General features: G+C 34.3%; 14 protein-coding genes. 7 read left to right on the top strand and 7 right to left on the bottom strand.

Features of this window, described 5'->3' with window-relative positions; genetic code table 11:
• Positions 1-129 precede the first annotated feature (129 nt).
• Positions 130-864, top strand: coding sequence for a TrmH family RNA methyltransferase (locus tag BWZ20_RS06165; RefSeq protein ID WP_076617767.1), 735 nt, complete (start codon positions 130-132; stop codon positions 862-864).
• Here BWZ20_RS06165 and BWZ20_RS06160 read toward each other — a convergent pair.
• Both BWZ20_RS06160 and ubiE read right to left on the bottom strand, forming a co-directional pair.
• Positions 851-1,567, bottom strand: a complete 717-nt coding sequence (locus tag BWZ20_RS06160; protein ID WP_076617764.1) for a porin family protein — start codon at positions 1,565-1,567, stop codon at positions 851-853. The genes BWZ20_RS06165 and BWZ20_RS06160 overlap by 14 nt on opposite strands.
• 2 nt (positions 1,568-1,569) lie before the next feature.
• A complete protein-coding gene (gene ubiE, locus BWZ20_RS06155; RefSeq protein ID WP_076621274.1) occupies positions 1,570-2,301 on the bottom strand; it encodes a bifunctional demethylmenaquinone methyltransferase/2-methoxy-6-polyprenyl-1,4-benzoquinol methylase UbiE in 732 nt (243 codons plus the stop codon).
• Between the two features lie 173 nt (positions 2,302-2,474).
• On the opposite strand from ubiE, the gene trkA reads away from it, so the two are divergent.
• From trkA to BWZ20_RS15260, 4 genes are all read left to right on the top strand, one after another.
• Positions 2,475-3,824 carry a Trk system potassium transporter TrkA gene (gene trkA / locus BWZ20_RS06150; protein ID WP_076617762.1) on the top strand — a complete coding sequence of 450 codons (1,350 nt, stop codon included), beginning with the start codon at positions 2,475-2,477 and terminating at the stop codon, positions 3,822-3,824.
• 8 nt (positions 3,825-3,832) lie between these two features.
• Positions 3,833-5,335 (top strand): TrkH family potassium uptake protein, encoded by a 1,503-nt coding sequence (locus tag BWZ20_RS06145; protein ID WP_076617759.1) that lies wholly within the window; start codon positions 3,833-3,835, stop codon positions 5,333-5,335.
• A 153-nt stretch (positions 5,336-5,488) separates the two neighbouring features.
• The gene (locus BWZ20_RS06140) at positions 5,489-5,737 is read left to right on the top strand and encodes a hypothetical protein (protein ID WP_076617757.1); all 249 of its coding nucleotides are present in this window, start codon (positions 5,489-5,491) and stop codon (positions 5,735-5,737) included.
• 118 nt (positions 5,738-5,855) lie between these two features.
• The gene (locus BWZ20_RS15260; RefSeq protein ID WP_157358338.1) at positions 5,856-6,020 is read left to right on the top strand and encodes a hypothetical protein; all 165 of its coding nucleotides are present in this window, start codon (positions 5,856-5,858) and stop codon (positions 6,018-6,020) included.
• Between the two features lie 213 nt (positions 6,021-6,233).
• Here BWZ20_RS15260 and BWZ20_RS06135 read toward each other — a convergent pair whose 3' ends face one another.
• Genes BWZ20_RS06135 through BWZ20_RS06125 form a run of 3 tightly spaced genes read right to left on the bottom strand, consistent with a single transcriptional unit; the run spans position 6,234 to position 8,953 of the window.
• Positions 6,234-6,602, bottom strand: coding sequence for a hypothetical protein (locus BWZ20_RS06135; protein WP_157358336.1), 369 nt, complete (start codon positions 6,600-6,602; stop codon positions 6,234-6,236).
• 48 nt (positions 6,603-6,650) lie between these two features.
• Positions 6,651-7,835, bottom strand: coding sequence for a pyridoxal phosphate-dependent aminotransferase (locus BWZ20_RS06130; RefSeq protein ID WP_076617751.1), 1,185 nt, complete (start codon positions 7,833-7,835; stop codon positions 6,651-6,653).
• A 17-nt stretch (positions 7,836-7,852) separates the two neighbouring features.
• Positions 7,853-8,953: a fatty acid desaturase family protein gene (locus tag BWZ20_RS06125; RefSeq protein WP_076617749.1), complete on the bottom strand. Its 1,101-nt coding sequence runs from the start codon at positions 8,951-8,953 to the stop codon at positions 7,853-7,855.
• 139 nt (positions 8,954-9,092) lie between these two features.
• Between BWZ20_RS06125 and rsmG the strand changes: the two genes are divergently transcribed.
• Positions 9,093-9,719: a 16S rRNA (guanine(527)-N(7))-methyltransferase RsmG gene (gene rsmG, locus BWZ20_RS06120; RefSeq protein WP_076617746.1), complete on the top strand. Its 627-nt coding sequence runs from the start codon at positions 9,093-9,095 to the stop codon at positions 9,717-9,719.
• Positions 9,720-9,874: 155 nt separating this feature from the next.
• Here rsmG and BWZ20_RS06115 read toward each other — a convergent pair whose 3' ends face one another.
• The gene (locus tag BWZ20_RS06115) at positions 9,875-11,569 is read right to left on the bottom strand and encodes a T9SS type A sorting domain-containing protein (RefSeq protein ID WP_076617743.1); all 1,695 of its coding nucleotides are present in this window, start codon (positions 11,567-11,569) and stop codon (positions 9,875-9,877) included.
• 146 nt (positions 11,570-11,715) lie between these two features.
• Positions 11,716-13,341, bottom strand: a complete 1,626-nt coding sequence (pruA, locus tag BWZ20_RS06110) for an L-glutamate gamma-semialdehyde dehydrogenase (protein ID WP_076617740.1) — start codon at positions 13,339-13,341, stop codon at positions 11,716-11,718.
• 142 nt (positions 13,342-13,483) lie between these two features.
• On the opposite strand from pruA, the gene BWZ20_RS06105 reads away from it, so the two are divergent.
• Positions 13,484-14,488, top strand: a complete 1,005-nt coding sequence (locus tag BWZ20_RS06105) for a DUF6695 family protein (RefSeq protein ID WP_076617738.1) — start codon at positions 13,484-13,486, stop codon at positions 14,486-14,488.
• Positions 14,489-14,500: the final 12 nt, after the last annotated feature.

Here is a 14,500-nt window from a genome sequence, read left to right as displayed (position 1 = left end):
GATACTATTGAAGATTGAATTTGCAAGCTTATTTAATGTATGATTTTTTTGATATTGGTTGCTATAAACAAAAATTAGTCCAAAAAAGGTTTACTTTGTAATTAGCACAACAAAAGTAAATACATTTTAATGGTTACTAAGCAAGAAATAAAGGTAATTAAAAGTTTAAGTCAAAAAAAATATAGACAGCAGTTAGAGTTGTTCACTGTAGAGGGTGTAAAAGGCATTGAAGAATTTTTAAATTCTAATATTAAACTCAGCAAATTATATACTACTAAACAAATCTTTAGTGCGCCAAAAAATCAAATTATAGAGATCTCTGGCAATGAACTAAGAAAAATTTCAGCTTTAAAAAACCCAAATACTGCATTGGCAGTTTTTGAGATTCCGAAGCCAGTTGAAGTAGAAGACAAAGGATTGATTGTAGCCTTAGATGATGTGCGAGATCCTGGAAATTTAGGCACAATTATTAGGCTTTGTGATTGGTATGGAGTAAAAAATATGGTGTGTAGTAATTCCACTGTAGATTGTTATAATCCTAAAGTAGTACAGGCTACAATGGGGTCTTTAACGCGAGTTAATATTACTTACACAGAGCTTTCAAAATTTATACAAAACAGAAAGGTTAGTGTTTTTGGGACTTATATGAATGGGGAAAGTATTTACAATGCTCACCTACCAAATGAAGCTCTCATTGTTTTTGGTAATGAAGCAAATGGTATCTCAGAAACAATAAATTCAATAATAGATAAAAAAATAACAATTCCTCAATTTGGAATTGGTAAGGATACAGAGAGCCTAAACGTTGCCAACGCTGCAGCTATCGTTTTAAGTGAGTTTAGAAGACGAACTATTGAAATGTAAAGTTGATAAAGATGCCTCTGGTTTGCATTTTAGCAACATTACCAGTCCAAGGACTGTTTGGGTCTGTATCTCTAACAATTTCGTCATTTATTGCAAAAACACCACGAATTGAAGGTGTAAACTTAAAGTAAAGTAGATATAAATCTATCCCAAAACCAATTTCGTAGAAATAGGTGTTTTTTTTCATTCTAAACTCGCCAGCACTGTTGTCATCTGGGTTGTCTTGATTACTAGAAAGGTTTAAAGCTGTAGAAAAACCACCAACAATAAATGGTTTAAAATTATTTATTCGCTTAGTAGATACTTTTAGTAATAGAGGAATATGAATGTAAGTAGATTTTACTTCTCGCAATAAGTCAGCATCATTAAAATCTGTACCTGCAAAATAACTTTCATTATACATTAAGTTTCTTGTAGTAAAAAACACACCAGGTTCTAACCTTAGGTTCATGTAATCGTTAATACGCATGTCACCAATGAGGCCTAAGTGAAATCCAAAGGTGTTGTCTACCAATATGTCGTCAAGGTTTTCTTCGTACTCAAACTTAAAATCGTATTGATTAAAACCTAAGAAATAACCCCATGACAAGAATTTTTGGTCAAGATTATCTATGTTGTTAGCTACTTTTTCTTTTGTAAAAAGCTGTGCTTTAATAGATTGTGTTAATATTATGAATGTTAAGAAAACAAAAATTTTCCTCATAACTATGCTTTAGATGCTGTGTATATTGTTGCCACACCCATTGTTTGTGGTTGATCTTTGACATTAATAAACCCAATTTTTCTCAAAATATTGTTTAACTCCTCACCGTAAGGAAAAACAGAAGCGGACTCACTTAGGTAATTGTATGCTATTTTATCTTTTGAAAATAATTTGCCAATAGTTGGTAAAATAAATCTAGAATAGATGTTATACCCAAATTTATAAATAGGGTTTGTTGGCACCGAAGTTTCTAAAATAACAAAAATTCCATTTTGCTTCAATACTCTTAGTATTTCGGAAAGTCCTTTTTCTAAGTTTTCAAAATTTCTAACACCAAAAGCAACGGTAATTGCATCAAAGGTATTATCCTCAAATGGCAGATTTTCGGAGTCACCAATAACCATAGAGATAATATTTTCTAACTTTTTCGAAGCAATTTTTTTTCTTCCAACGTCTAACATACCATTGCTTATGTCTAAGCCAATTATTTCTTTAGCATGGGTTGCTGTAAGACTTATAGCTAAATCTCCTGTGCCAGTAGCAATATCTAGGATACGTTCAGGCTGTTTTTGACTAACGATTTTAACAACTTTATTTCGCCACTTTACATCTATACCAAAGGAAATAACACGATTTAGTCCGTCATATTCGTTAGAAATGGTGTCAAACATTTCGGTGACTTGTTCTTTTTTAGAAGCGTCACTGTTTTTGTACGGTTTAACTTTATCAGCCATTAAAATTTTTTTGCAAAAATACATGAATTTTTTCGTTTCAAAATCCACAAAATACTAATTAAAACAATTCTCAAGCTATTACAGATTACAGATAACTTTTAAGTTTAAATCTTAATAGCATATTAACTTATTACTTCTTACTATATTTGTACGTTATTTTGAATAAAATATAGATGAAAATAATTATCGCAGGTGCAGGAGAGGTAGGGTTTCATTTAGCTAAACTTTTATCCTACGAGTCTCAAGAAATTACTCTAATAGACACCAAAAAGGATAACTTAACCTATGCTGGTGAGCATCTGGATATAAAAACAATCAAAGGCGATGCCACCTCAATTTCTATCTTAAGAGATGCGCGTATCGAGTCGGTAGATTTGTTTATAGCTGTTACATCCTCAGAGACCACAAATATTACTGCATGTGTGCTGGCAAAACAACTCGGCGCTCAGCGTACAATTGCCAGAATATCTAATACTGAGTTTATTGATGAAAAAGAAACCATTGGTTTTTCACAGTTTGGTATAGACGAGTTAATCTCACCAGAGTCTTTAGCCGCATCAGAGATAGAACTACTACTAAACCAATATGGTTTTAACGATACCTACGAATTTGAGGGAGGTGCACTGACTATGTTAGGCTTAAGGCTTTCTAGAACCGCAAAGTTCGTAGGAAAAACTGTAAAGGAGGCAGCAGAAATCTATTCTGAGTTACACTTTATACCCATTGCAATTCAACGTTACGGAACGCAATATACCATCATTCCGCGAGGTGATACACAATTTAAAGAAGGTGATAAAGTGGTATTTATGACTTCTAAAGGCGGAGATGCAGAATTATTTGAACTCTCTGGAAAAGTAAAGACTGATATAAAAAATGTAATGATTCTTGGAGGAAGTAAAATTGGTTTTAAAACAGCAAGAGACCTTTGTAAAAGTAAGTTTAATGTAAAGCTTGTAGAAAACAGGCAGTCTATGGCAGAGGATTTAGCAGACCGACTTCCAAATGCACTTATTATTTGCGGTGATGGTAGAAATGTGGAAATTTTAGAAGAAGAAAATATTACAGATATGGACGCATTTATATCTGTTACTGGCAACTCAGAAACTAACATTATGTCTTGTCTGTTAGCAAAATCAAAGGGTGTTAGAAAAACAATTGCCTTGGTAGAAAATATGGATTACTACCAGCTCTCGCAATCTATTGGTATAGATACGCTAATTAACAAAAAGCTTTTAGCAGCAAACAATATTTTTAGATATATAAGAAAGGGTGAGGTTGTGGCTATGACCAAGCTTACCAATATGAATGCTGAATTATTAGAATTTGTGGTAAAGCCTAATTCTAAAATAACAAATAGGCTTATTAAGGATTTAAATTTTCCAAGATCGGCTATCTTCGGTGGTGTTATTAGAGATGGAGAAGGTATGATTCCTCTGGGAAGCTTTAAAATTGAAGCTGGAGATAGAGTTGTTGTCTGTTGTTTACCGCGTTCTATTTCTGAGGTCGAGGCCTTTTTCTCTTAATTAGTATTATGTCTATAATTCGACTCAATTATAAAATTATTTTCCATTTTTTTGGATTGCTTTTGCTTTTCAATGGTGGTTTTATGATGTTGGCAACGCTGATTAGTCTTATTTATAAAGATGGTGTAACCTTAAATTTGTTTTTAGCCAGTTTATTTACTTTACTAATCGGTAGTCTTGCTATGTATGGCACTAAAAACCACAGTAAAGAGATGAATAAAAGAGAAGGCTATATAGTTGTAGCCTTTGGTTGGATAGTGATGTCCTTAAGTGGCACATTGCCTTACTTGGCAACGGAATCTATGCCAACGTTTACAGAAGCATTTTTTGAGACCATGTCTGGCTACACAACCACTGGTGCAAGCATTATTAATGATATTGAAGTGCTACCAGAAGGTGTATTGTTTTGGAGAAGTATGACCCATTGGATAGGAGGTATGGGAATCATCGTGCTTGCCATTGCCATACTACCGTTATTAGGAGTAGGTGGTATGCAGTTGTTTGCAGCAGAAGCGCCTGGTCCTGGAGGAGATAAATTACACCCAAGAATTACAGATACAGCAAAACGATTATGGCTTATATATTTTGGGTATACAGTAGCCGAAACAATTTTGTTGCAAGTTGCAGGCATGTCGTTTTTTGATGCTATCAATCATGCATTAAGTACCTTGTCTACAGGAGGTTTTTCAACTAAAAATGCTAGTGTAGCGTATTGGAATGATAACCCAGCAATACAATATATTATCATTTTCTTCATGTTCATGGCTGGTACCAATTTTGTACTGAGTTACTATCTTTTTAAAGGTAATGTTACCAAAATCATTAAGGATGATGAGTTTAAATTATATTTTAAATTCATAGCTATCTTTACCATGATCGCTGCGATTTTAATTTATTTTAGAGCAGATGTTTCTCAATCTACTATTGCACATCCTATGGTTTTGGGAGAAGGAGAAAGTGCTCTACGTCATGCGCTGTTTCAAGTATTGGCAGTTGTTACAACTACAGGTTTTGTTACTGCAGATTATACCCTATGGACGCCTTTTTTAACGGTATTTTTCTTTGGTTTAATGTTTTTGGGTGGCTCTGCTGGTAGTACTTCTGGTGGTGTTAAAGTGGTAAGACACCTACTTTTAATAAAGAACGGTTTTTTAGAATTTAAGCGTTCATTGCATCCCAATGCTATTTTACCAGTTAGATATAATACAAAATCTATTTCTAAAGATATTGTATTTAATGTGTTAGGATTCTTTATTCTTTATATGCTGTCGTTTATTATTGGCGCTCTAGTGTTCTCAATGTTTCAAATAGATTTTGAATCTGCAATAGGCTTATCAGCCTCGAGCTTAGGTAACGTTGGGCCAGCACTTGGTGATTTCGGACCTGTGAATAATTATGCTGGTTTACCACCTCTAGGGAAATGGTGGGCTTCTTTTTTAATGCTGATTGGTAGACTAGAATTATTTACTGTACTGATAATACTAACACCTTTTTTCTGGAGAAACAGATAAAATTTTAATTTTTTTAGAATTTAGCCAGCCTATAATTTTACTACTAGTTTTTAAGTTTTATATGCTCAAAACCAAGCGATTGTAGTGATAGTGAGTGTAACATTTTTACTTGTATAGCGTCGTATTTACGTAACCAATTAAAAATTATCAATCATGGAATTAGTATTACATCAAGAATTAGAATCTTTACCAGAACCCATTGCGGTATCACATTACACATCAAATGGTTTGTTAAATTCTAGTTACAAATCTATTGTAAAGCACAATTTTAGTAAGTCTACTGCAAAATCTGTGTTCGGAATTAGACAACGTGTTAAGGCTTCACAATTGAGCAAAGTAGACCACGTAGCTGCAATATTAAAGTTGTTCCTATTTGTGATAGCTTTAATCGCTATTTTCTAATTCATACAGCTTACTTTTTTTTACTCTAACTGATATTTTTAATATCTTTTATTTCCTACGAATAATGTGCACATACAAACTGCCAGTAATCTATACTATAATTTTAAACTAAGAAGCGATGTCTGCAAGTTACATGTCAACAAGTATTAAGAATAATCTTAATCTTCTTTCTAAACGAAAAAAGCTTAGAAACACTTTAGGTAGTTATGATGCCGGTAATACAGAGTATAACCTGCCAAAGGCATCTAAGAAGCAGCTTGGTAAAATAGCTAAACAATTATAAGAAGAGCATAGGATTAGAATGGCAAAAGTGGTAGTGGTGACAATAATTCTTTTTTTGATTCTTGTAGCTGTCTTTCTTGCTTCAAGAGGTGGTATAATACAGTTGTTAACCTATTGAACAAATAGAATTTGGATTTGGATGCTATTTGCATTGTAAAAGAAAAGCTATTGCACAGAATTTGTGTAATGGCTTTTTTATAGTTTATCAAGTTATTCAATGTGGTTTATAACCTTTAGTCCAATTGTACTTGCCTAAATCAATTTCGCAAACATTTGGATCTTTGTTAGAGTATGTTAATTTAAATATTTTGCCGATGCAACCTTTGTTGTCATTATCTGTTTCGTTGCATCTAAAAAAAGAAACAGCCTCCGAACTAATATATCTTTTACCATCTACATAATATTCGAAAGTTAAATTATATCTGGCATCACTTCTGTATCTAAAACTAATTATTGTAGCTTCTGTAATTTCACCAAATTCAGAAAGTTCATCAAAATGAGTTTTGTTATGAAGAAATCCACCTACAAAAAGTGTTGTAAAAATCCCTCCTATTATGAGTCTTTCTTTTATTTTAGAACTCAATTTGGTCAAGTTAAAAGAAATAATTCAATAAATTTAATGAGACATAACTTAATTCAAAGCCTCCTTAATTCTTTTAAGGGCTTCAGTAATCTGTTCTTTCGATGCAGCATAAGATATACGTATGCAATCCTTATTTCCAAAAGCTTCACCAGTTACTGTAGCAACTAAAGCTTCCTCTAATAAGAATAATGACATGTCAGTTGCATTATTAATGGTTTTTCCTTTGATGGTTTTTCCAAAATATGCAGACACATTTGGGAAGACGTAGAATGCTCCTTCTGGCTGGTTAGTTTTAAAACCCTCTATTCCTTCTAATAAGTTTAAAATTAATTGACGACGTTCTTTAAACTCGTCTATCATATATTGAATTTTGGAAGGGTCAGCTTCTAAAGCAGCAATCACTGCGCGCTGTGCAATACAGTTTGCTCCACTAGTGACTTGGCCTTGCATTTTGTTACAAGCTTTTGCAATCCAGTCTGGCGCACCAATATAACCGATTCTCCAACCTGTCATAGCAAAGGCTTTAGAGACACCATTTACAGTGATTGTTCTATCGTACATATCATTAAATTGAGCCATGCTATGGTGACCACCAATAAAGTTGATATGCTCATAGATTTCATCAGAAACTACATAAATATTAGGGAACTCCTGTAAAACATCTGCAATAGCTCTAAGCTCATCCTTGCTATAAACAGAACCGCTTGGGTTACAGGGTGAACTGTACCAAATCATTTTAGTTTTTGGAGTAATGGCAGCTCTTAATTGTTCAGCTGTCATTTTAAAATCGTTGCTGATATCTGTTTTTACTTCAACAGGAACTCCTCCATTTAATTTTACGATATCAGCATAGCTAACCCAATATGGGCATGGTAAAATAACTTCATCACCGTCATTAAGCATTACAGAGGCAATATTAAATAAAGCTTGTTTAGCGCCAGTAGATACTACAATTTGAGATCTGGTATAATCTAAACCATTATCGCGTTTAAATTTGGTGATAATCGCATCTTTTAGTTCTACATAACCGTCAACAGGTGTGTAACTATTGTAGTTGTCATTTACAGCCTTTATGGCTGCCTCTTTGACAAAATCTGGTGTGTTAAAATCTGGTTCGCCTAGGCTTAGCCCAATAATATCTTTACCCTCTGCTCTGAGTTCTCTGGCTTTTGCAGCCATAGCTAGGGTTGCTGAAGTCGATAGATTGTTAATTCTATCAGAAAGTTGGTTCATGTGCTAAAGTAATAGAATTATGCTTGCATTGCTGGTTGTGTACCCATTTCTTTCAAAAATCTGAAGTGCGCAATTATTGCTTTCCTTGTGGTTTCGTATTCTTTGTAGGGTAAATTAAATTCTTTTGCAGTATCCTTCACAATTTTAGCTATTTTGCCATAATGGATGTGACTTATATTAGGGAAAATATGATGTTCTACCTGATGATTTAAACCACCAGTATACCAGTTTACTAACCAGTTTTTAGCACCAAAATTAACCGTAGTTTTAAGCTGATGAATTGCCCATGTATTCTTCATGGTGCCATCCTTTTCTGGCATAGGCATTTCAGCTTCGTCCATGACATGTGCTAACTGAAAAACAACGCTCAGTATAAGACCAGCAACATAATGCATAATAAAAAATCCAATTAATACTTCGTACCAGGCCAGATCAGTTAAAAGTATTGGAAGAACAATCCACATCGAGACATAAACCAATTTAGAGATCACCAATTTACTCCAATTAACAATTGGATTAGGAAATTTGCCGTAAGACAGTTTGCGTTTCATGTAGCGCTTCATTTGCTGAAAATCTGTGGTAATAGCCCAGTTGATAGTAAGTAATCCGTATAAGAAAATAGAATAGTAATGTTGAAATCTATGATGCTTGTGCCACTCTGCATGTTCAGAAAATCTTAAAATCCTACCAGCTTCTAAATCTTCGTCATGGCCATGAATATTAGTATAAGTATGATGAAGAACATTGTGCTGTACTTGCCAGTTGTATACATTACCTGCCAAAATATAGATACTGCTACCCATTAAACGGTTTACCCATTCTTTGTTAGAGAACGAACCGTGATTACCATCGTGCATTACATTCATGCCAACTCCGGCCATACCTATACCCATTACAATTGTTAACAGTAGTTGCGCCCAGGTAGGAATATCTAAAGTAAGTAGTAAAAAATATGGTGTTAAAAAGATAGCAAACATAACAACTGTTTTTAACCAAAGTTGCCAATTACCTGTTCTTTTTATGTTATTTTCTTTAAAATAATTGTTTACACGCTTATTTAAAGTTCTAAAAAACTTTGCAGAGTCGACACGAGAAAATGATAAGGTTTGTTGAGCCATAAAACTATTTTTATCTATAACGAAAAGGGATTACGTTAATTATAGGTTGCCAAAGATAATTAATAAATAAAACGAAGCCTTAGCATAAGGCGTTAAATTATGCACACTAAAATAGTTATTTTTGCACAAATTGAAATAGATGGATGTAATTCTAAAATATTTTCCTGATTTAACAGAACATCAAATTAGGCAATTTGCAGCTCTCGAAACACTTTATAAAGAGTGGAATTCAAAAATAAATGTGGTATCGCGCAAAGATATAGAGGAACTCTATCTTAGACATGTACTGCACTCTTTGGGCATTGCTAAGGTTATTCAGTTTGCAGATGATACCTCAATCTTAGATGTAGGCACTGGAGGTGGTTTTCCTGGCGTGCCTTTGGCCATTATGTTTCCTAATTGTCAATTTCATTTGGTAGATAGTATTAATAAAAAATTAAAAGTTATTAATGCGGTTTGTGAGGCAGTTGAGTTAACGAATGTAAGAACAACACATAGTAGAGTAGAGGCTATTGACGAAACATATGATTTTATTGTCAGTAGAGCAGTAACAGCCATGCCAGAATTTACCAAATGGGTAAAAGGTAAAACCACCAAAAAACGACGAAATAAATTAAAAAATGGTATTCTGTATCTAAAAGGAGGCGATCTAACCGAAGAATTAAAGCCATATTCTGCGGTTAAAGCCTATCTATTATCAGATTATTTTGAAGAAGAATTCTTTGAAACTAAAAAAGTGATTCATTTACCACTTAAGCATAACTAAATAAAGAGGCTGTCTAAAAAGTCAGTGTTTTGTCAATTTGAACTGGTTTCAAACTCAAAAAAAACTAAAAATCTGCTTATTGAGATTCTGAAATAAATTCAGAATGACAGATTTTCAGACTTTTTAGACAGCCTCTTTTTTATGCTAAAATTAGATTAGTTAGAAACAAACTTAGTTGTGAAGCTAGTATTGTTTTCTGCGCTTACATTCAATATGTAAAACCCTGAAGCTAGATTTATAGGAATTGTAGTTCTATTATTCAATAACATTGATGTGTTATAAACTACCTTTCCTGAAACATCTATGACTTGTATTGATGCATTTAATTCTCTATCCGTTAATAGTACCAATTCATTTCTCACAGGATTTTCTTCTAATTGAAATGTTATAGCCTCATTATCTAAAATTGCTAGTGGAGGAGTTAATATTTCTGTTAATGCAAAATTTACATTATCCTCTGTTAACTGAACGTGAGGTTCATTATCATCTGGTAAAAATGTATTGTCAAAAGGAGTAATATTAGTTGTTCCTCGGCTAGTTAGATTAATGTCGTGATGCCAATCTATTTCATCATCAGTAATTTCTAAGGCTAAAGCACTTACCGAAGGGATAAAACTAAATTTATCAATTTGAAGCGCATTTATAAAATCTCCTGCTGTACCACCACCAGAGGCAATATCGCCAGTTAACGCGGCCAAATCAAAAAGTCCACCAGGTGCCGAATCTAAGCCGTCAGAATAAGAGAACGATTGGCTACTTGCTTCAGATCCTTCTACTTCTATTCCAAAAAGAGAAATAGAAATATCACTTACTGTAGATGTTATGCCAGCTGCTGGTGTAAAGTTGATATCTACATCTACAATAGCTGTAAATATACCAGCAGGCACATTAAAACTAGTGCTAATTACTGAATACCCATTGGTAACCGTTGGACCACTATTACCTATTGCAAAATATGAGCTACCAATACCACTGCCATTTATTATTGCAACGTTTCTTGTGTTTTCGGGAAAACCAGAAGTATTAAAACTATTGATGTTATTTTCAAACTGAGTTCTAAATGGGTGAGCTTGTGGAAGTGTTAACGTGGCATCAAAATTTACTGAACTACCAGATTGAAGATGTGCTTCAAAATGATCGACCAGTAATTGTCTTGCAGCAGCAGATTTTAAAAAAGAATCTATGAGTGGTTGTACCTCTGCAATGGGTTGTGTGCCATTATTAGCAAGAAAATTTAATTGATGCTGTAAACCTATAGGAACATTAGCTCCATGATGAGGAGAATCAAAAGACATATATAGTCTCGTATCGGCATCTAGCATGTTCGCTTCCATATAATTTAAGGCATAACGAGATATTAATCCACCCATACTTGGACCAATAATGACATTTTGCTCAGGGTTACTGGCACTAGCTTTTGAGGTGTTTATAATGTCTAAAAGCTCTACAAGTAGCATGGCATTACGTTCTATAAAGTCAGTACCGCCATCTATTGTTGCGCCATCAGCAGCTCTTACATAAACAGGAAAGTTTAAGATAACAACATCAAAACCTTCTGCTCTAACTAAGTCTGCTAAGTTTTGGGAACCAGAACTGCCAGTAAAATCCAATAAACTGTATAACCCAGGAATATCTCTTGAATCTGTTGGGTCAAAGCCGTCAACTACAATGATAGGTTTGTCTAAAATACCATCATCAGTATCTAGAAAAATCTGATATTCACCTTCACCAGGATAATTATTTGCTTCACCATAAGCTGATAAATCTGGTGTTATACTCGAAGTGAAAGAAATTTGAGCGATAACTAAAGAAGGACTAATTAAAAAGAATAAAATGTAAAGTTTCTTCATATTGATGGGTTTTTTGGTTTTAGACTGAAAGATACAAAGTTTCATAAGGTCAGCAACCAATAGTTCAGTAATATTCTATTAAAAGCAAAAAAAATCCTTAAAAGCATTATGCTTTTAAGGATTTGTATTTCAGATTATTATAAGTCTTATCCTAAGAAAGGATATCTGTAATCCGTTGGTGTTACAAATGTTTCTTTAATTAACCTTGGAGACACCCAACGTAATAAATTTTGAGCACTACCTGCTTTGTCGTTTGTTCCTGATGCTCTGGCACCACCAAATGGTTGTTGGCCAACAACAGCACCAGTTGGTTTGTCGTTGATGTAGAAGTTTCCGGCAGCGTTTTGAAGTGCTTTTGTAGCTTCTTCAATAGCATATCTATCGGTAGATAGAATCGCGCCAGTTAAGGCGTACTCACTTGTTTCATCAACAAGTTTTAAAGTCTCAGAATAGGCATCATCTCCGTAAACATAGATTGTAATCACAGGGCCAAATAACTCTGTACACATGGTCGTGTATTTTGGGTCGGTAGTTACTATAACTGTTGGCTCTATAAAATACCCTTTAGATTTATCATAATTACCACCAGCAATGATTTCAGCATCACTATCAGCTTTTGCTTGGTCTATATATTTAGCTAATTTATCAAATGAACCTTCATGAATTACTGCAGTGATAAAGTTGCTCATGTCTTCAGGAGAACCCATTTTAAAAGAAGCAAGGTCTTCTAACACATAGTTTTTAACATCTGCCCAAATACCTTTTGGAATGTATGCTCTAGACGCAGCACTACATTTTTGACCTTGAAATTCAAAAGCACCACGAGAAATAGCAGTAGCTACTTGTTTAGCATTAGCAGATTTGTGAGCTACGATGAAATCTTTACCACCTGTTTCCCCAACAATTCTAGGATAAGTCTTATAGTTGTGAATGTTCTCTCCGATTTGTTTCCACAATTCTTTAAATATAAATGTAGAACCGGTGAAGTGTAAACCAGAAAAATCTGGACTAGCTAAAACAGTATTGGTAATCATTACTGGATCTCCAAATACAACATTAATTACACCATCTGGCACACCTGCTTCTTTAAACACATCCATTATTACTTTAGCAGAATACACTTGGCTATCACTTGGTTTCCAAACAACCACATTACCCATTAATGCCATACAAGCAGGTAAGTTACCTGCAATTGCAGTAAAATTAAAAGGGGTTACGGCATAAGTAAAGCCTTCAAGCGGACGATATTCTACACGGTTCCAAGCATCGCTGGTGCTTTCTGGTTGTTCCATGTAGATGTCAGTCATAAACTGTACATTAAAACGTAAAAAGTCTATAAGCTCACATGCGGAATCAATCTCTGCCTGGTGGATTGTTTTAGATTGTGCAATCATAGTTGCAGCATTAATCTTTGCTCTATATGGACCAGCAATTAACTCTGCAGCTTTAAGAAAAATACCAGCACGCTGTTCCCAAGGTAATTGAGACCACGTCTTACGAGCCTCTAATGCTGTAGCAATGGCTTCTTCAACGTGAGTTTGCTCAGCTACATGGTATTCACCTACGATATGTTGGTGGTCGTGAGGAGGAGACATGGTTCTGGTGTTTCCAGTTTTTACATCCTTTCCATTAATATATAAAGGGACTTCTACTTTGCTGTTAAACATAGCTTTGTAAGTTTCGGCTGCAGCTTTACGCTCTGGTGAACCTGGTGCATAAGACTTTACAGGCTCATTAACCGCTACAGGTACATTAAAGAATCCTTTTGACATAATATGATTGTTTTTGTTTGAATTTTTGAAAGTGCAAAGGTACAATTTTTAAAGTAGAAAGTTGGTTTCAAACGTTATAGTTCTGTGAAACTTACAAGCATAATTTTTTGTAAGTTGCTAGCGAAATTTTCTACAAAGAAGCATGTTGAAAAATGATGCCTTTATTTTAACCCTTGCTTATCCTGAAACTATTGTGTCTCATGCAGAGGAATGGTATTCTAAGTATTTAAAATACCTTTCAATCGGAAATAAAAATCATGTGAGAGCTGGTCATGCAGCCATGGTTTTAATTCATAAAGAAACAGGTGTTTTAGAGTATCACGATTTTGGACGCTACATCACCTCAGAACCTAACGGACGTGTAAGGGGACGAGAGACTGATTTTGAATTGCATTTTCCTGTAAAAGCAAAAATAGAAGGCAATACGATTAAAAATTTAGATGAAATTCTTGAGTTTTTAGCTATCAATCCAAAATTGACGCATGGTGATGGTCATTTGTATGCATCGGTTTGTAATGCCGTGGATTATGCGTCAGCCCGAAATCATATCGATACCATGCAAGCTAAAGGCTTTATTAGGTATGCGGCATTTATAAAGGATGCTTGTAATTGTGCTAGGTTTGTAACTGATGCATTAATAGCAGGTGTTTTAGATGTGAAAATTAAGAAAAAACTCATTCGATCTAAATGGTTTACACCAAGTACCATTGGAAATGTTGTTATCGCTGATACAGAAGATTTTGTCCATTTGGTAAATGAAAAAGGTGTTATATCTGAATTTAAATCTACCGTGAGTAGAGAAAATAGAAGGTTGTTTTTAGATAGGCTCAAAGGCTATAATCCAAGTTTGGTTGGAACGCTCGAGCCCAAACACAATGAAGTTAAGGAAGAACATGCGCAATGGCTGAGTGGTATTGCTGCAGGTGCCTGGTTTGAGTTACATGATTTAGGACACGATTCAGAATACCGTTTTAGAAGAATTTCACCTTATGGAAATATGGACTGTGATGGCATTTACAAAGTGAATGATGATAGCTTTGATATTTCTGAACATTATCAGTTTGTTCATTACTCTAATTGTTTGTTTTTTAATGTGGAACAAGAAGGAAAGATTTTTAGGTTTAATCTTATAAAAGATTATATGTAAGGTTAAGAGCAG

Origin of the sequence: Winogradskyella sp. J14-2, assembly GCF_001971725.1 — a bacterium.
Lineage (GTDB): Bacteria > Bacteroidota > Bacteroidia > Flavobacteriales > Flavobacteriaceae > Winogradskyella.
The sequence above is the reverse complement of the archived record's forward strand: the minus strand, read 5'-3'. Positions and strand labels throughout refer to the sequence as shown.

Excerpts from the sequence above, each read along its gene's own strand:
- BWZ20_RS06165 (WP_076617767.1), top strand. The coding sequence starts at position 130 with ATGGTTACTAAGCAAGAAATAAAGGTAATTAAAAGTTTAAGTCAAAAA.
- BWZ20_RS06160 (WP_076617764.1), bottom strand. The coding sequence starts at position 1,567 with ATGAGGAAAATTTTTGTTTTCTTAACATTCATAATATTAACACAATCT.
- ubiE (WP_076621274.1), bottom strand. The coding sequence starts at position 2,301 with ATGGCTGATAAAGTTAAACCGTACAAAAACAGTGACGCTTCTAAAAAA.
- trkA (WP_076617762.1), top strand. The coding sequence starts at position 2,475 with ATGAAAATAATTATCGCAGGTGCAGGAGAGGTAGGGTTTCATTTAGCT.
- BWZ20_RS06145 (WP_076617759.1), top strand. The coding sequence starts at position 3,833 with ATGTCTATAATTCGACTCAATTATAAAATTATTTTCCATTTTTTTGGA.
- BWZ20_RS06140 (WP_076617757.1), top strand. The coding sequence starts at position 5,489 with ATGGAATTAGTATTACATCAAGAATTAGAATCTTTACCAGAACCCATT.
- BWZ20_RS15260 (WP_157358338.1), top strand. The coding sequence starts at position 5,856 with ATGTCTGCAAGTTACATGTCAACAAGTATTAAGAATAATCTTAATCTT.
- BWZ20_RS06130 (WP_076617751.1), bottom strand. The coding sequence starts at position 7,835 with ATGAACCAACTTTCTGATAGAATTAACAATCTATCGACTTCAGCAACC.
- BWZ20_RS06125 (WP_076617749.1), bottom strand. The coding sequence starts at position 8,953 with ATGGCTCAACAAACCTTATCATTTTCTCGTGTCGACTCTGCAAAGTTT.
- rsmG (WP_076617746.1), top strand. The coding sequence starts at position 9,093 with ATGGATGTAATTCTAAAATATTTTCCTGATTTAACAGAACATCAAATT.
- BWZ20_RS06115 (WP_076617743.1), bottom strand. The coding sequence starts at position 11,569 with ATGAAGAAACTTTACATTTTATTCTTTTTAATTAGTCCTTCTTTAGTT.
- pruA (WP_076617740.1), bottom strand. The coding sequence starts at position 13,341 with ATGTCAAAAGGATTCTTTAATGTACCTGTAGCGGTTAATGAGCCTGTA.
- BWZ20_RS06105 (WP_076617738.1), top strand. The coding sequence starts at position 13,484 with ATGTTGAAAAATGATGCCTTTATTTTAACCCTTGCTTATCCTGAAACT.